The 15,522-nt window shown below is 71.8% G+C and carries 17 protein-coding genes; 12 read left to right on the forward strand and 5 right to left on the reverse strand.

Features of this window, described 5'->3' with window-relative positions; translation table 11 throughout:
• Positions 1-53: 53 nt before the first annotated feature.
• Both MED15_RS33220 and MED15_RS10630 read right to left on the reverse strand, forming a co-directional pair.
• Positions 54-983 (reverse strand): tetratricopeptide repeat protein, encoded by a 930-nt coding sequence (locus MED15_RS33220; protein WP_112585726.1) that lies wholly within the window; start codon positions 981-983, stop codon positions 54-56.
• 86 nt (positions 984-1,069) lie between these two features.
• A complete protein-coding gene (locus MED15_RS10630; protein ID WP_112699971.1) occupies positions 1,070-1,627 on the reverse strand; it encodes an AAA family ATPase in 558 nt (185 codons plus the stop codon).
• A 397-nt stretch (positions 1,628-2,024) separates the two neighbouring features.
• Between MED15_RS10630 and MED15_RS10635 the strand changes: the two genes are divergently transcribed.
• From MED15_RS10635 to MED15_RS10680, 10 genes are all read left to right on the forward strand, one after another.
• On the forward strand, positions 2,025-3,215 hold the full coding sequence (locus MED15_RS10635; protein ID WP_112735472.1) for a serine hydrolase domain-containing protein: 1,191 nt from the start codon (positions 2,025-2,027) through the stop codon (positions 3,213-3,215).
• A 110-nt stretch (positions 3,216-3,325) separates the two neighbouring features.
• Entirely contained in the window at positions 3,326-3,880 is a 555-nt protein-coding gene (locus tag MED15_RS10640; RefSeq protein WP_145794991.1) for an RNA polymerase sigma factor, read from the forward strand.
• The gene (locus tag MED15_RS10645; protein WP_112735473.1) at positions 3,880-4,890 is read left to right on the forward strand and encodes a CU044_5270 family protein; all 1,011 of its coding nucleotides are present in this window, start codon (positions 3,880-3,882) and stop codon (positions 4,888-4,890) included. The genes MED15_RS10640 and MED15_RS10645 overlap by 1 nt, the downstream gene beginning before the upstream one ends.
• A gap of 220 nt (positions 4,891-5,110) precedes the next feature.
• Positions 5,111-6,214 carry a septum site-determining protein Ssd gene (gene ssd, locus MED15_RS10650; RefSeq protein ID WP_112602103.1) on the forward strand — a complete coding sequence of 368 codons (1,104 nt, stop codon included), beginning with the start codon at positions 5,111-5,113 and terminating at the stop codon, positions 6,212-6,214.
• Entirely contained in the window at positions 6,211-7,422 is a 1,212-nt protein-coding gene (locus MED15_RS10655; RefSeq protein WP_112735474.1) for a TadA family conjugal transfer-associated ATPase, read from the forward strand. Before ssd ends, MED15_RS10655 begins: the two co-directional genes overlap by 4 nt.
• Positions 7,419-8,714 (forward strand): type II secretion system F family protein, encoded by a 1,296-nt coding sequence (locus tag MED15_RS34685; protein ID WP_309251420.1) that lies wholly within the window; start codon positions 7,419-7,421, stop codon positions 8,712-8,714. The genes MED15_RS10655 and MED15_RS34685 overlap by 4 nt, the downstream gene beginning before the upstream one ends.
• Complete coding sequence (locus MED15_RS10665; RefSeq protein WP_225855143.1) at positions 8,711-9,352, forward strand: type II secretion system F family protein; 642 nt, start codon at positions 8,711-8,713, stop codon at positions 9,350-9,352. The genes MED15_RS34685 and MED15_RS10665 overlap by 4 nt, the downstream gene beginning before the upstream one ends.
• A gap of 23 nt (positions 9,353-9,375) precedes the next feature.
• On the forward strand, positions 9,376-9,543 hold the full coding sequence (locus MED15_RS10670; RefSeq protein WP_081883916.1) for a DUF4244 domain-containing protein: 168 nt from the start codon (positions 9,376-9,378) through the stop codon (positions 9,541-9,543).
• A 47-nt stretch (positions 9,544-9,590) separates the two neighbouring features.
• The gene (locus MED15_RS10675; RefSeq protein ID WP_112699984.1) at positions 9,591-9,986 is read left to right on the forward strand and encodes a TadE family type IV pilus minor pilin; all 396 of its coding nucleotides are present in this window, start codon (positions 9,591-9,593) and stop codon (positions 9,984-9,986) included.
• Complete coding sequence (locus MED15_RS10680) at positions 9,980-10,405, forward strand: Rv3654c family TadE-like protein (protein ID WP_258401692.1); 426 nt, start codon at positions 9,980-9,982, stop codon at positions 10,403-10,405. Before MED15_RS10675 ends, MED15_RS10680 begins: the two co-directional genes overlap by 7 nt.
• A 556-nt stretch (positions 10,406-10,961) precedes the next feature.
• On the opposite strand, the gene MED15_RS10685 is transcribed toward MED15_RS10680, so the two are convergent.
• The 3 genes from MED15_RS10685 to MED15_RS10695 form a co-directional block, all read right to left on the reverse strand.
• Complete coding sequence (locus tag MED15_RS10685) at positions 10,962-11,540, reverse strand: LURP-one-related family protein (RefSeq protein WP_112699975.1); 579 nt, start codon at positions 11,538-11,540, stop codon at positions 10,962-10,964.
• Positions 11,541-11,700: 160 nt separating this feature from the next.
• Positions 11,701-11,910, reverse strand: a complete 210-nt coding sequence (locus MED15_RS10690) for a hypothetical protein (RefSeq protein WP_030334221.1) — start codon at positions 11,908-11,910, stop codon at positions 11,701-11,703.
• A 98-nt stretch (positions 11,911-12,008) separates the two neighbouring features.
• A complete protein-coding gene (locus MED15_RS10695) occupies positions 12,009-14,381 on the reverse strand; it encodes a DEAD/DEAH box helicase (RefSeq protein WP_373861080.1) in 2,373 nt (790 codons plus the stop codon).
• A gap of 188 nt (positions 14,382-14,569) precedes the next feature.
• On the opposite strand from MED15_RS10695, the gene MED15_RS10700 reads away from it, so the two are divergent.
• Together MED15_RS10700 and MED15_RS10705 are read left to right on the forward strand one after the other, a co-directional pair.
• Positions 14,570-14,926 (forward strand): STAS domain-containing protein, encoded by a 357-nt coding sequence (locus MED15_RS10700; protein ID WP_112585749.1) that lies wholly within the window; start codon positions 14,570-14,572, stop codon positions 14,924-14,926.
• Positions 14,923-15,360: an ATP-binding protein gene (locus MED15_RS10705; protein WP_030334228.1), complete on the forward strand. Its 438-nt coding sequence runs from the start codon at positions 14,923-14,925 to the stop codon at positions 15,358-15,360. Before MED15_RS10700 ends, MED15_RS10705 begins: the two co-directional genes overlap by 4 nt.
• Positions 15,361-15,522 lie beyond the last annotated feature (162 nt).

Below are 15,522 nucleotides of genomic sequence, written 5' to 3' on the forward strand. Positions count from 1 at the left end.
CTGGTCACTCGATGCCCTCCCGATCGGGCCACGTAGCGCGGTACCGGTACGTCTCAGGACCTGCGTGACAGACCGGTCTCAGGACCTGCGTGACTCGTCCGGCTGGACGATCTACGGCCAGTCGTAGGTTCTTCTGATGGGCGGTTGTGCCGTGCGGCGTGACGGAGCAGGAGAAGAAGCCCGAAGACGCCCGATATCGCGAGGGCGGTCAGGCCAAGGATGGCTGCGGCTGGGACTTCTCGTGTAGTGCCGTAACCCGCGCCTGCCGCGACAATTCCGGCGGCGCCCGCCGCTGCCGACACCTGGGGCAGTGTGAGCAACGGGAGCACGCCGCGTTCCGACCAAGTGGACAGGCCTCTGACAAGGATGACGGCCAGCGCGACAAGGCAAGGCCACACCATCCAACGAGCGTCCATCGACCTGCCGGTGTCTACCGCGAACCAACCAAGCAGCAACACGATCGCGACCGGGAGGGTCACAAGGTGTATCGCGACGGTTAGGGTCCGGCGATGGCGCCTTCGATATTGCCTGGCCAGGTGCCGTGCAGGAGCACTGTCCGGATTCACGGTGAGCGCCCGCTGGATGAGCTCCTTGAACCGCGCTACGTCGCGATCGACCTCGACGACGTTCCGGGCGAGCAGGCTCAGCGCCTCGTGGTCATCGGGCGCAAGCTCCACCGCGCGCTTCGCGTCGGCATACGAATCCCCGTCGCGGTTGAGCATGAGAAGAGCGAGCGCCCGGTAGCGGTAGGCAGCCACGTCCTCGGGGTCGATTTCGATTGCTCGACCAGCCGCATCGACCGCAGCGGCATGGTCGTCGAGACCAATCAAGGCGCCGGCGAGGCGGTGCCAGGCGATGCCGTCATCCGGGTGCGCGTTCAGGTGCTCGCGCAGCAGTTCGATGGCGGGCCCGAACTGCTCGGCCCGAACCAGCTCGCGCGCACGTTCGACCGCATCAACGCCGTCTCCGGACTGCGGTTCCATGCCGCTGCTCCTATCCCCGCCTGATCAGCCAGTGGAGAAGTATCGCCCAGATCTGCGGCGCCCGTCAGTACGAAAGTGCCACTCACTCACGCCGGCCGCGTCAGTTGAGGTTGGGCCCCTGGGCTTCCCCCGGTAGCTCGGAGGACGATCTGCATGGCGGCTTGGGCGGGAGTCAGGTGCGTGGTGTCGACGACCTCGGCCTCGGCATGCAGCCACGTGCGGGCCGCCTCGGCGTAGGGCTCAAGGTACTTGAGGCGGAAGGGAGACGGAACGGGGTGTTCTCCCTCGATGCGCCTGCGAAGGGTGTCTTGATCAGCGTGGAGGACGAAGTGCCTTACCGGGATGGCGTGTTGGGCGAGGCCCGTACTGATCTCGTGCCAGTACTGCTCGACCAGGACAGTCATGGGTATCACCAAAGTGCCGCCGGTGTAGTCGAGCACGCGGCGGGCGGTTTCGACGACGAGCTGTCGCCACGGCGGCCAGTGCTGGAAGTTGTCCGTCTCGGGCAGCCCCGGCGTGATGTCCATAAGCGTCTCGCCGACCTTCTCGGCGTCGAACACCCGTGAATCCGGGATCAGTTGCTGCACGAGCGAGCTGGTCGTCGTTTTGCCCGCGCCGTGGGTGCCGTTGAGCCATACGATCACGGAACACATTAACGCGCGTGAGTAACCGGACGATTTGCACCGGACCTGTAAGCGAGCGTCAGGCAGCGAGGCAGCAAAGAGGCAGAGCGAGCGCCGGTGCTGGTCGGCCTTGAATGGCAAGCGACGAGGGCCACCACCTGCTCGTTGACGCGTGCCACCACCAGTTGGCAGCGGTCGACAGCGTGGGACCGCATCCCCCCGACGGGGTCGTCCCTTTTCCATGGGAGCGCGCCACCGCAGCAGTAGTTCGCGATATGGGGCCCGTTCGCGCTATAGAAGCCGGGTTCGTCGATGAGCGGTACTGCTCGCCCCGAGTGTCGGCCCTGCCCGGTCGTGGACCATGCGACCGCCGCCTGCCGTGTAATTTGCCAAACGGGACGAGCTGAGGAGGACACAGGTGGCAGCAGGTGGCTTCTCGTCGAAGCGGCTGGCCCGGGTGCGGGGGTTTCTTGAGCACCGCGTCGAGTCCGGCTTCGTCCCGGGCATGGTGGTCGTCCTCGCTCGGCACGGCGAGGTGCACGTCGAGGCGACGGGTCATCTCGCGTTCGAGGGTCCCGGGTCGCATACGCCGATGGCGGTCGAGACGATCTGTCGCCTGGGCTCGATGTCGAAGCCGATCGTCGCCGCGTGTGCGATGACCCTCGTCGAGGACTGCACCCTCCGCCTCGACGACCCGGTCGACGATCTCCTCCCCGAGTTGGCGGACATGACAGTCCTCGCCGATCCCCACGGCTCACTGGACAACACCGTCCCGGCGGAACGCCCGATAACACTGCGGGACGTCCTGGACGGCACCCTTGGCACCGGCATGGTCCCCGCCGAGCCGGGAACGGTGCCGATCTCCGACGCGCTGGACGCACTCGAGTATCAGTCGCCGGACGAGTGGATCCGCCAGCTCGGTGACCTTCCGCTCGTCCACCAGCCGGGTGAGCGCTGGATGTACGACACCGCCGCCAACGTGACCGGTGTGCTCATCGCCCGGGCCACCGGCATGTCCTTCGGGGATGCCATCCGTGAGCGGGTCTGCAAGCCACTGGGGATGTCTGACACCGCCTTCAGTGTGGGTAGCGAGAGCATCGGCCGGTTCACGACGGCGTACGAGCAGGACAACGCCGTCACCGGCGAGCCGATTGTCGAGGACGCCCCCGACGGGCGGTTCAGTCGACCGCGGATGTTCGAGTCCGGTGGCGGCGGGCTCGTCTCGACCGCCCAGGACTACCTGGCCTTCGCCTCGGCGCTGCTCGCCGGCGGCGCCCACGGCGGCGAGCGCGTGCTGTCGCGGCCGGCGGTGACGCTGATGACGAGCGACCACCTGACCCCGACGCAGAAGGCCATCTCCGGGTTCTGGCCCGGATACTTCGACGCCATCGGTTGGGGCTTTGGAATGTCGGTCCGGACCCGCCGCACCCACCTCGGGCCCTCGGTCGGCAGCTACGGATGGCCCGGCTTCTACGGCACCGCCTGGTACAACGACCCCGCCGAGGACCTGACGACGATCGTGTTCATGCAGCGGGCGCACGCGGGCGACCAGCGGCTGCCGATGTGGCACGACTTCTGGACCACCGTCTACCAGGCGATCGACGACTGACCGCAGCGTTCGTTTCCCGGTGGGCGGCACCCGCCCTCGGCCGAGCGGTAATCCCGGGGCCCTCAGCGACACAAGCCACTGTGAGAGTCGCCGAGGCAATGGGGGTTCGGGTGGGTCCACCGAAGAAGCGGGACGAGGGCTGGTTCACCAGTCTCTACGCCGCCGAGTACGAGCACATGGTCCGATACGGCCTGCGCCGGCTCGCTGACCGGGATGCGTCAGCGGAGCTTGCCCAGGAGGTCTTCGTCGTCGCCTGGCGTCGCCGCGCCGAGGTGCCGGAGCGCAGCCTGCCCTGGCTGTACGGGGTGGCCCGGCGTCTTCTCGCGAACCAGTGGCGCTCGCGACGTGCCGCACCGGACCTCCTCTCGATCACCGATGTCGACCTCGAGCGACTGGCCGGATCGTCGGGTGCCGACACGAGCGTCGGGGTCGCCGACATCCGGACCGCTCTGGCCAACCTCAACGACCTCGACCAGGAAATCCTCCGGCTGGTCGGCTGGGAGGAGCTGACGGTGTCCGAGGCGGCCAGGGTTCTCGGTTGCACCGGGCCGACCGCCGCAGTGCGCCTGCATCGCGCCCGCCGCCGTCTTGCCGAAGCGATGTCGGACCGGCCCGCGCAGACCCGGCGTAGCCCGGTGTTGATGACCATTCGAGAGGATCTGTGATGTTCGGAGCAGAGCGAACCCGTACTCTTCTCGGCCCGGCCGACCCGGCCCGGAACGCCGCCGTCGGGCCACCGCTGGTCTCGGCGCGCGAGCTGATCGACCGCGCCGACGCCACCGAGACGGTGGCCGGGCGTCGCCGGGTACGCCCGACCCGCCGGCTGGTCCTGACGGCTGGGACTCTGGCGGTCGCGGCCGGTGCCGTGGCGGTGCTCCAGCCGTTCGGCGGGCCCGCACCGGACGCCCCGGGTGGGCCTGGAACCGCAGCGGGATTGGTTCTCGTGCCGGTCGCGTACCAGTTCGACGCGGATCCGCCAGCCGCCGGCCCCCAGCTGCGCATGCTGGCCGACAAGATCAAAGACGCGGCGTACGACCACCAGAGCGGGCGCTACATGTATCACCACACGAAGGTGTGGGGCGATCCGGTGATGACCTCCGCCGACGGTCGCCACCACGTCGCCTTCGCCGGGGCCTCCAAGGTCTGGCAGGCCGCAGACGGGACCGGCAGTCAGATCAACACCCAGTTGGAGCCGCAGTATCCCGACCAGGCGTCCCGGGACTACTGGCAGCGGAATCTCGATTCGCGTCCGGCGGTCGAGGGCACCCCTGCTCCGGCAATGATCCCGCTGCCGCCGGAGGAGCTCAGGCCGCCGTCGGCCGTCCCGGCCGAACTGCGGGAGCTGCTGAAGGTCGAGTACGGCGCGGGGGCGGCGAGCAAGGAGGTCAGCACGCTCTATGGCCGGTACGTCGTACCGCGTGCGACCCGAGCGGCAGTCCTGCGGGTCCTCGCCGACGTGCCCGGCTTCCGCTGGCGCGGGCAGGTCACGGACCGTGCCGGCCGCAATGGAGTCGCCGTCACCTTCGACGACCGCGAACACGACCAGCAATCTCTTCTGGTCTTCAATCCGAGGACTGGCGAACTGCTCGCCCATGAGCTGTTGACGCTGTCGCCCGTGCGGATCAGCTCGTACCAGGTGATCCTCGATACCGCCTGGACCGACCGGGTCGGCTGACGTCCGACTTGCGAGGCCGCTCCTCTCGGGAGCGGCCTCGCTGTCTTTCCTGCAGCGGCAGTAGCTGCGGAGTTACCTGCGTTCGTAGCAGATCGACTGTCTCGGCGGAGGTTTTCCACAGGCCACCAGGTTGTCCACAGGCGACGACATCGGGACGGCTCGTGAGGCGGATTCCGAGCATTGTCGGCGGCATACCAGAGCCCGACCGCTGGAGGCCGCGATGCCACCCCGTACCACGGTTCCGCCGATCCGCCGGCTCCCGCTGGTCGTCACCGGCGACGACGATCTGCTCGATGATGTGCTCCGGCTCGCCGCCGTCGGCGGCACCGAGGTGGAGCTCGCCCGCGACCCAGCGGCTGCCCGTACCCGATGGCTTCCCGCTCCCCTGGTGCTGCTCGGCGCTGATCAGGCGCAGGCCTGCCTGCGCGCCCGGTTGCCGCAGCGGCCCCGGCTGGTGCTGCTCGGTCGGGCTGGTCAGGTCGACCCGGGCTGGCAGATCGCCGAGCTGATCGGGGCCGAGCACGTCGCCACGCTGCCGGCCGCGGAGCCGTGGTTGGTCGACCGGTTCGCCGAACATGACCCGGACCGTCCGGCCGGCGTCGGTGCCCGGGTCGTCGCGGTCCTTGGTGGTCGGGGCGGTGCGGGAGCGAGTGTGCTCGCCGGTGGTCTTGCGGTGACCGCCGCCCGGGCCCGGCTGCGCACCCTCCTGGTCGACGCCGACCCGCTCGGCGGTGGCCTCGACCTCGTGCTGGGCTGGGAGCAGTTGGAAGGCCTGCGCTGGCCGTCGCTCACCAGCGCAGACGGACGGGTGGACGCCCCGGCGCTGGTGCAGGCCCTGCCCAGCCGGGGCGATCTCGTGGTGCTCTCCTGGGACCGCGGCGAGATGCTGGCGTTGCCCGCGACGGCCATGGCGGCGACCGTCGACGCGGCCCGACGTGGGCGGGACTTCGTGGTGATCGATCTGCCCCGACAGTTGGACGACGCGGCAGTGGTGGCCCTGCAGGCCGCCGACCAGGCGTTCGTCGTCGTACCGGCCGAGTTGCGCGCCACCGCTGCGGCCACTCGGGTGGTGGCCGCGGCCGCCCCGCACTGCGGCGCGCTCTCGGTGGTGGTGCGCGGGCCTGCCCCCGGGCGGTTGCGGGCCTCCGAGGTGGCACGCGCGCTGGGCCTCCCCCTGGCCGGCACGTTGCGCCCGGAGCCGGGGCTCTGCCGTGGGCTGGAACGGGGCGAGGCGCCGGCCGCCGGGGGCAAGGGCCCACTGGCCGCGCTCTGCCAACGGATCGTCACCGACCTCACCGGCGTGCCGGCTACGGGTGCGGCATGACCGCCGGGCCGGAGGACGACACCCTCGCCGCCCGGGTACGGCAGCGGATCGCCGCCGCCACCACCCCGGTCACCGCGGCGGCCATCGTCTCCGCGGTACGTGCCGAGCCCGCCGCCGCAGTGCTCGGCGACACCGCCATGCTGCGGATCGCCGACCGGGTGCGCGACGACCTCGTCGGGGCCGGGCCGTTGGCGCCGCTGCTGGCCGACCCGGAGGTCACCGACGTCCTCGTCAACGGCGCCCGGATCTGGGTCGACCGCGGGTCGGGGCTGCACCAGGTCGCCGTCCCGATGGGCTCGGTGGAGGACGTCCGCCGGTTGGCGCAGCGGCTGATCGCCAGCGCGGGACGGCGGCTCGACGACGGCTCCCCGTACGCGGACGCGCGGCTCCCCGACGGCACCCGACTGCACGCCGTGCTGCCGCCGGTCGCGACCGAAGGTCCCTACCTGTCGCTGCGGACCTTCCGGCACCGGCCGTTCACCCTCGACGAGTTGGTGCGCCAGGGGACGGTGCCGCGACCGTTGGCACCACTGCTCGCCGCAGTCGTGGCGGCCCGGCTGGCGTACCTGGTGACCGGGGGCACCGGTTCTGGCAAGACGACACTGCTCAACACCCTGCTGGGGATGGTGCCGGCCACGGAACGGATCGTGCTGGTGGAGGACGCCGCCGAGCTGCGTCCGGGGCATCCGCACGTGGTGGGGCTCCAGGCACGCACCGCCAATGTGGAGGGGACGGGCGTGGTCAGCCTGGCCGACCTGGTCCGGCAGGCGTTGCGGATGCGCCCGGACCGGCTGGTGGTCGGGGAGTGCCGGGGCGGTGAGGTGGTCGACCTGCTGGCCGCGCTCAACACCGGCCATGACGGGGGTGCCGGCACCCTGCACGCCAACACGCCGTCGGACGTGCCGGCCCGGTTGGAGGCCCTGGGCATGTTGGGTGGGCTGCCTCGCGCCGCGCTGCACGCCCAGGTGGCCGCCGCGTTGCAGGTGCTGTTCCAGGTGCGACGCAGCGACCGGGGCCGCGTCCTGGAGTCGGTCTGTCTGCTACTGCCCGAGGGGCCCGAACGGATGGTGACAGTGGTGCCCGCCTGGGTGCGTGGCAGTGGGCTCGGGCTCGCTGCCCGTGCCCTCGGGGCGCTGCTGCGGGAGCGTGGGGTGGCGGTGCCGCCCATCCTCAGCGAGCCCTGGCCCGGATCGGCGGGTCCGGCATGACCGCCGAGACGATGCTGGTGGCGGCGCTGCTCCTGGTCGCCGCTGCGCTGGTGGCGTGGCCCATGCGGACCATTCGGGCCCGTCGACGTCGCGTGCTGGCACCGGGGCGGAGGGCCGCCGTCGATCCGGATGACGCCCTGGTGCAGTGGATCAGGGAACTCGGTCGCACGCCGGACGGGCCGGTGGACCCCACCGGCGCTGCGCCGACCTCGGGTCATCCGGTCGGCATCGGGTTCGAGTCGGCAACTACTGCGGGTGCCAACGGAAGGCGTACGGCACTCGGCTGGCCCGAACGGGACGTCACCCGCAGCCCGAGGTGGCCGGGAACGGCAGGCGGGTTCACGCGTCCGGAAGGCCCGACGCGCCCGCCGGCCCGTCGGGATCCCCGACGCCCGACCGGCACCGCTCGCCCAGAGGTGGACCCCACCATGCTCGACGCCGAACGACGGCCGAGCGCATCGGCGGCCACGATCACGATCGGTGTCAGCGGTGTGGACGTAACCGGTCGGAACGATGTCTCCGGTCCGGCAACCGCAGACGGGCACGGCGACCTGGACGCCGACTGTCCGGGCGACGTGGCCGCCGGGGCAGCGGCCGACGGGTGCGCGATCGCCGGTTGCCGCGCCCACGGGCGCGTCGGCCCGACCGAGAGAAGGCCGGGTACGCCTCCGTCGGTGCGCATCCCGCGATCGACGGCCCGCGTCCTGCCGGTGGTCGGTCTGCTCGGCGGCGGTGTGGGTGCCGTGGTCGGCGGTCCGGTGGCCGCGGTCGCGGTAGCCGGGTACGGCACGCTGGCCGTGCGCGCCGCGCTGCGTTGGCGAGCGAATCGGGGTGCCGAACGGGACCGACGACGTGGGCTGGACCAGCTCTGCGGCCTCGCGGCGGATCTGCGGGCCGGCCTGCCCGTCCCACGCGCTCTCGAGGTCGCGGCCGGCGAGCATGACGGGGCGAGCCGCCTACGTCAGCTGACCTCGGCGGCGGTGCGGTTGGCCGACCGGACCGGCGCGCCGCTGGCGGAGCTTGTGGAGCGGATCGAGGCGGACGCTCGGGCGACCGACCGGGGTCTGGCCGCGGCGGCGGCCCAGGCGGCCGGGGCTCGGGCCACGGCCTGGCTACTGGCGGCCCTGCCGGTTGGCGGGATCGGGCTGGGGTACGGCATCGGCGTCGACCCCATGGCGGTTCTCCTGCACAGCACGGTCGGCGGCGCTAGCGCGGTTGTCGCGGTCGCCCTTCAGATCGTGGGCCTCCTCTGGGCGGAACGGCTGGGCGCGACGCCGGGGCGGGCCGGATGATGGCCCGCGGCCCAGCCGGCCCGCCCAGCTCAACCAGGCGGCGGCGGCCGGACGCGATCCGGCTCGTGGCGGTGCTGGCTGGGCTCGCCACGGCCATCGTCGTCGAGGGCTGGTTCGGGCTGCTCGGTGCTCTCCCGGCCGCGTTCCTGCTCGATGTCCTGTTGCGGCGGATCGAGTCGCCCGCTGTGCGTAGGCGGCGGCAGCAGGAGGCCGCCGACCTGCCGCTAGCCGCCGACCTTCTGGCGGCGGCGATGCGGGCGGGCGCTCCGGTGGATCGCTCGGTGTTGGCCGTCGCCGAGGCACTCGACGGACCGCTCGCCGGTCGGTTGGCCCGGGTTGGCCGCACGCTGCTGCTTGGTGGTGGCCCAGCGGAGGCCTGGTCCGCGCTGGACGGCGTGCCCGGCGCGGAGCGCCTGACCGCGGCGGCGTTGCGCTCGGCCAACAGTGGAGCCGCCCTGGCCGGCGCACTGACCCGGCTCGCCGACGACCTGCGCGCCGACCGGGCCACCGCCGCCGAGGCATCGGCCCGCCGGGCGGGTGTGCTCATCGTTCTGCCGCTGGGGCTCTGCTTCCTGCCGGCGTTCATTCTCGCCGGACTCGTGCCGGTGATCGTCGCCGTTCTCGGCGATGTGCTCTGACCCATCGAGAAGGGGAAACAGTCATGCGCAAACTCATCGCTCGCCTGCGCGGCGATGCCGGAATGAACACGGCCGAGTACGCCGTGGGCACCCTCGCAGCGGTCGCCTTCGCCGGGATCCTGTTGAAGGTGTTGACCTCCGGCAACGTCCAGTCGGCGCTGACCGCGGTCATCGACCGGGCACTGAAGTGATCGGGCGCCGGCGGGCCGGCCGCGATCCAGGGTCGAGCGTTCCCGGGCTGGCGGCACGCCGCGGGCGGAGGCTTTCCGTCCTCGCGCGGACCGTTGGCGGGGACCGGGGGTCCTTCACCGCCGAACTGGCGGCCGGCCTGCCGGCGCTTCTCCTGCTCCTGCTGGCCGGCCTGACCGCTGTCAACGCCGTCAGCGCACAGGCGGGCTGCCTGCACGCGGCCCGGGAGGCGGCGCTCGCCGCCGCCCGGGGCGCGGACGGCAGCGAGGAGGGTGGCCGGGCGGCGCCGCCGGGGGCGGCGGTTTCAGTGTCCGTCGACGGTGACCGGGTCCAGGCGACGGTACGCGCACCCGTCCGGACGTTGGGCGGCCAGCTACCGCGAATCACCGTGGTCGCCACCGCCGTCGCCGCCGTCGAACCGGGCACGCACGAGGGGAGTTGGTAGTGCGACGAACGGGCGATCCATCATCCCGCTCCGGTCGAGAACCGGCTGGCGGACGGCTCGTTGGTGGTCGGTCGGCCCCGGAGCGAGGTGGAGCTACGGTCCTGCTGCTGGCGATGGGGCTCGTCTTCGTGGTGTTCGGGACGTTCGGCGCCGCCATCGTCGCCGCCGGAATGGCGAGTCAGCGGGCGGCGGTGGCAGCCGATCTCGGCGCGCTGGCCGGGGCGGCGCGTGCGCTCGACGGCGACGCTGTGGCTTGCGCATCTGCGTCCGACCTCGCCGGTCGCAACGATGGCCGGCTGGTCGGCTGTCACCTCGACGGGCTGGACGTGCTGGTGACGGTCGAGGTGGCGTTCACGCCACTACCCGGCCTGACCCGGGTGGCTGCGGCGAGCGCCCGCGCCGGCCCGGTGCGGGGCTGACCCTCGCGGCGGCGTCTCTGCTCACCGCCGCCGCGTCCGGCACAGGGCGCGTCTGCGGCAGGGCGCGTCTGCGGCAGCGCGACCAGCGCAGCGCGGCCAGCGCAGGCCGCGGCCTGTGGAGTCCCGGCTGACCCGCGTCGCGGCATCAGGTGCAGGTACGGGCCGGCGCGTGGTCGAAAGACCCAGGGGCCTGGTGGGTTTGGTGGGCGCTGTGGAGCTGAATCGTTTACGACATCAAGGTGATGCGTTTACGACATCAGCTCCAGAGGGGGATCGGACCCGTCAGGGGCCGAGTCGCCAACGGCCTGCCGGCCGGGAGCGCGGTCCAACGGCCTGCCCGGCCGGGAGCGCGGTCCAACGGCACGCCGCCCGAGAGGGGGCCCAACGGCACGGCGCCCGAGAGTGGGGCCCGACGGCCTCCCGCCCAGGGATTGCGGCCCGACGGCCTGCCGGCCGGGACTGGTCGAGGTCCAGGTCCGGCCGGCAGCCGAGGATTGGGTGGCTGCGACGGCGACCACCGAGGGTCACCGCAGTGCCCTGGTCCGGGCCGGGTGTGTCAGCGGGCCTGGAGCGCGTCGAGGGCGACGGCCATCGCGATGACCAGGCGACGGTCGATCTGCGGGTTCTGCACCTCGACGATGTACTTGTCGCGCAGGCCCCACTTCTTCACCACGGTGAAGACCGGCTGGCCGTTCGCGGTGAAGTCGAAGTGGTACGGCAGCCAGGACAGCGAGTCGACGAATCGGCGCAGCAGTGCCACGGGCATGCTGCGCTCCTGACCCGTCACCTGCGGCAGGCCGCTCTGCTCGACGTGCCAGGTGGAGCGGAGCAGCGACTGGGCGAAGTCCTTGCGGAAAAGGCCGATCGGGTTGCCAGCGGCGTCGGTGACGTCGTACGTGGCGCCGAGGTCGATGCGCTGGCGGGCCTTGAAGCCGAGCAGAGGCTGCTGCTTGGAGTCGTCCGTGTAGATGGTCACCTGCTCCTTGAAGGCGAGCCGCTTCTGCTGCGCGAACGCCAGCAGTTCACCCTCGGTGCCGTCGGGGGAGACCGCCCGGACCTCGTACTGGTTGACCATCATGCGCAGTCGCTGGCGGATGTGGAACTGGTGCTGGCCCTGCAAGTTGTCGAGCTGCATGTGTTCTCCTCTGGGGTTGGTGCGCCGGAGTCTCGCACAGCCCGACAACCGTCGCGCCCCTGCTGCCCATGATCAGTTGCTGGGTAGCCGTCGAGGTCGCCGGACGACTACCCAGCACGGAGTGATCACTGGTGCCCTAGCAGGATCACTCCGGGAGACCTCAGCGACTGTCGACGGAGGTCGCGGCCCGCAACGCCCAGGTGTTGAGGACCTGGTGGATGCCGCGCAGGCGCTCGTTGATCTGTTCCAGCCGTTCCGCCTGGGCCAGGGCGGCCAGTGCCGACCCCAGCGCGATCTGCTGGTCGAGGGTGAGATTGTCCTGGTCGATGGTGTAGAGCAGGTCGACGGTTTCGGCGATGGTGTCGGCCACAGCTTCTCCTCGGGCACGGGGGGCGATAGCAACATTGGCATCGATGGAAGCGCTCCCACATCATTGTGCCCCGTGCCATGCCGATTCATGCAAGCCGCTCAGTCCGGCAGGTTCGTCAGCACCACGTCGAGCACCCGGATCGCGTCCGGCTTGGAGAGCGGGTTGTTGCCGTTGCCGCATTTCGGTGACTGCACGCAGGACGGGCAGCCGGTGTCGCAGCCGCACTCCGCGATCGCGTCCCGGGTGGCCCGCAGCCACGCCGCCGCCGTCCCGTACGCCCGCTCGGCGAATCCGGCGCCACCCGGATGCCCGTCGTAGACGAAGACGGTCGGTGCCTCGGTGTCCGGGTGCAGCGCGGTGGAGATCCCACCGATGTCCCACCGGTCGCAGGTCGCCATCAGCGGCAGCAGACCGATCGCTGCGTGTTCGGCGGCGTGCAGCGCACCCGGCACGTCGGCCGGCTGGACCCCGGCGAGGGCCAGCGACTGCGGTGACAGGGTGAACCAGACCGCCACCGTGCGCAGCTCCCGGGTGGGCAGGTCGAGCGGCCGAGTGTCGATCACCTCGCCGGTGGCGATCCGTCGCCGCTGGTACGACACCACCTGGCTGGTGACGTCCACCTCGCCGAGGAACATGCCGACCGGCCCTGCGTCCACGTAGGAGCGCACCGACACCACGGACAGGTCGGTGACGTCGCGGGCGTGGGTGGACCAGTCCGGCTCCTCGGCGCGCACCAGCGCGCACCCGTCGGCCAGGTCGAGCTGGTCGACCACGTACGAGACGCCCTGGTGCAGATAGACCGCGCCGGAGTGCAGCAGGAAGTGCGACGAGCCGCCGTCGACAGTGCCGAGCAGCCGGCCGGTCGACGACTCCACCACGGCGACCGGGGCGCCGCCCTCGCCGCGCAGGTCCACCTCGGGCCGCTCCCGGTGCCGCCAGTACCAACCGGTGGGCCGCTGCCGCAGCGCCCCCGCCGCGACCAGTTCGTCGACTGCCTCCTTCGCCCCCTCGCCGAAGAGCACCAGGTCGGCCGGGGTGAGCGGTGCCTCCACCGCGGCGCAGGCGAGCTGCGGTGCCAGCACGTACGGGTTGGCCGGGTCGAGCACCGTAGCCTCCACCGGCGCGCCGAAGATCGCCTCCGGGTGGTGCACCAGGTAGGTGTCCAGGGGGTCGTCCCGGGCTACCAGCACCGCGAGGGCCTCCTGCCCGGAACGCCCGGCGCGGCCCGCCTGCTGCCACAGCGACGCCCGGGTGCCCGGGTAGCCACAGATCAGCACCGCGTCGAGCCCGACCAGGTCCACGCCCAGTTCCAGCGCGTTGGTCGAGGCCAGGCCGAGCAGGTCGCCGTGCAGCAGGGCCCGTTCCAGCTCGCGCCGTTCCTCCCGCAGGTAGCCGCCCCGGTAGGCGGCCACCCGGTCGCCGAGCCCCGGCACCGCGTCGTCCAGCGCTCGTCGCGCGTTGGCGGCCACCACCTCGGCGCCCTTGCGGGAGCGGACGAACGCGAGGGTGCGTACCCCCTCGGCGACCGTGTCGGCGAGCAGGTCCGCGGTCTCGCGCAGCGCCGACCGACGGACCTGGTGAAGCTCGTCGTGCTCGCCCGTCGCCTGCGGCGGCACCGGGGAAGAGGCCGACGTGTCGGGTGGCAGCAGCGGTGGTTCCCAGAGTGCGAAGGTCACCCCGCCGCGGGGGGAGGCGTCCTCGGTGACCGCTGTCACCGGCAGGCCGGTCAGCCGTCCGGCCGCGGTGGCCGGGTCGCCGGAGGTGGCCGAGGCGAGCACGAACACCGGCGTGGCCCCGAACCGGGCGCACTGCCGACGCAGCCGACGCAGCACGTGCGCGACGTGCGAGCCGAACACGCCCCGGTAGGTGTGGCACTCGTCGATCACCACGTACGCGAGTCGGCGCAGGAAGCCGGACCACTGGGCGTGCCCGGGCAGGATGCCGTGGTGCAGCATGTCCGGGTTGGTCAGCACGAACCGGGAGTGCCGGCGGATCCACTCCCGCTCGGTGCGCGGAGTGTCCCCGTCGTAGCAGGCGGGGCGGACCCCCTCCAGCTCCAGCGCGGCGACGGCGCGCAACTGGTCCGCGGCGAGGGCCTTGGTCGGCGCCAGGTAGAGCACTGTGGCCCGGGGGTCGGCGAGCACTGTGGCCAGGGCGGGCAGCTGGTACGCCAGTGACTTGCCGGACGCGGTGCCGGTGGCGACGATCACGTGCTGGCCCTCGTACGCCAGGTTGGCCGCCTCGGCCTGGTGCTGCCAGGGCGCGGCCACGCCGCGCCCTGTGAACGCGGCGCGCAACTCCGCCGGTGCCCACGACGGCCACGGCGCGGGCACCCCGGCGCGGGCCGGCACCCGCTCGACGTGGGTGACCGGGTCGGCGGCGCCCCGGGCGCGTAGCCGGCGCAGCAGGTCGGCCGGCGCTGGCCCGGGGCCGGGACCAGCGGATACGGTGGCCGCGGACGACGACTCCAGGTCGTGGCGCGGCGTGCCGCGCGCGGAACCGAAGTCGTTGGAGGTCACGCCCTGCACTCTCGCACTGGTGTTCGGAGATGAAAAGTCGGACACCGGGGTAAGGGGAAGCCTCCGCTGGCGTTCGCAGGCCGCCCCGGCGGTAGTGGTTAGATGCCCACGAGAGTTTACGGCTCTGGCGAGGAGGACCGATGGAGCTGTCACTGGCGACCCGCACCGTGGGCGAGCACACGGTGCTCGAGGTCGGTGGTGAGGTGGACGTCTACACCGCGCCCCGGCTCCGTGAACGACTCCTCGAACTGATCGACGGTGGCGCCCGTCACGTGGTGGTCGACCTCGGTCGGGTGGATTTCCTCGACTCCACCGGGCTCGGCGTGCTGGTCGGCGCGCTCAAGCGGCTTCGCTCGGCGAGCGGTTCGTTCGCGCTGGTCTGCGACAAGGAGCCGTTGCTCAAGATCTTCCGGATCACCGCGCTGGACCAGGTGTTTCCGCTGCACCCGACGGTCGACGCGGCGGTCAGCGCCGACTCGGCGGGCGCCGGCGCGTGATGGCGACAGTCAAGCTTTCGTTCTCGCCCGCTCCGGTGCACGTGCGCACCGCCCGCCTGGTCGGCGTCGCCGTTGCCCGGCGGGCCGGGGTGCGGGAGGACCTGCTGGACGAGGTGCGCCTGGCCATCGGTGAGGCGTGCACGCGCGCGGTGGCCCTGCACCGGCAGTACGGCCTGGCCGACCCGGTGCTGGTGGAGATGTCCGACGGTGGCTCGTACGCCGTGCGGGTGGTGGACCGGGCGCCGATCGAGGCGGGTATCGGTCTGACCGCGCTGCCGCCGGACGAGTTGGCCAACGAGTCGCTGACCGATGAGGCGCTGACCACCGGCGTCGGCTTCGCGCTGCTCGCGGGTTTCGTCGAGGACCTCCAGGTGCGCCCGGTCGACGAGGGCATCGGCACCGAGGTGCGGATGGTGTGGCCGGTCGGCCGCTGACGAGTTCCGCTGCGTAGGCCGCGTCCCCTGCTGGGGATGCGGCCTTCTTTGCATGGATGGGGCCCTATATCAGATTTCGTTTCATAACACAGCGACTAAGATCATCGCGACACGGTGCCACCTGGGTGTGACCTCCAACACTGCGGAGGGCTACAGTACCCG

This window comes from Micromonospora noduli (assembly GCF_003264475.1).
GTDB classification, from domain to species: Bacteria; Actinomycetota; Actinomycetes; order Mycobacteriales; family Micromonosporaceae; genus Micromonospora; species Micromonospora noduli.

Bases quoted from the DNA above. Each gene is read 5' to 3' on its own strand.
- MED15_RS33220 (WP_112585726.1), bottom strand. From the start codon at position 983: ATGGAACCGCAGTCCGGAGACGGCGTTGATGCGGTCGAACGTGCGCGC.
- MED15_RS10645 (WP_112735473.1), top strand. From the start codon at position 3,880: ATGTTCGGAGCAGAGCGAACCCGTACTCTTCTCGGCCCGGCCGACCCG.
- ssd (WP_112602103.1), top strand. From the start codon at position 5,111: ATGCCACCCCGTACCACGGTTCCGCCGATCCGCCGGCTCCCGCTGGTC.
- MED15_RS10655 (WP_112735474.1), top strand. From the start codon at position 6,211: ATGACCGCCGGGCCGGAGGACGACACCCTCGCCGCCCGGGTACGGCAG.
- MED15_RS34685 (WP_309251420.1), top strand. From the start codon at position 7,419: ATGACCGCCGAGACGATGCTGGTGGCGGCGCTGCTCCTGGTCGCCGCT.
- MED15_RS10665 (WP_225855143.1), top strand. From the start codon at position 8,711: ATGATGGCCCGCGGCCCAGCCGGCCCGCCCAGCTCAACCAGGCGGCGG.
- MED15_RS10670 (WP_081883916.1), top strand. From the start codon at position 9,376: ATGCGCAAACTCATCGCTCGCCTGCGCGGCGATGCCGGAATGAACACG.
- MED15_RS10685 (WP_112699975.1), bottom strand. From the start codon at position 11,540: ATGCAGCTCGACAACTTGCAGGGCCAGCACCAGTTCCACATCCGCCAG.
- MED15_RS10700 (WP_112585749.1), top strand. From the start codon at position 14,570: ATGGAGCTGTCACTGGCGACCCGCACCGTGGGCGAGCACACGGTGCTC.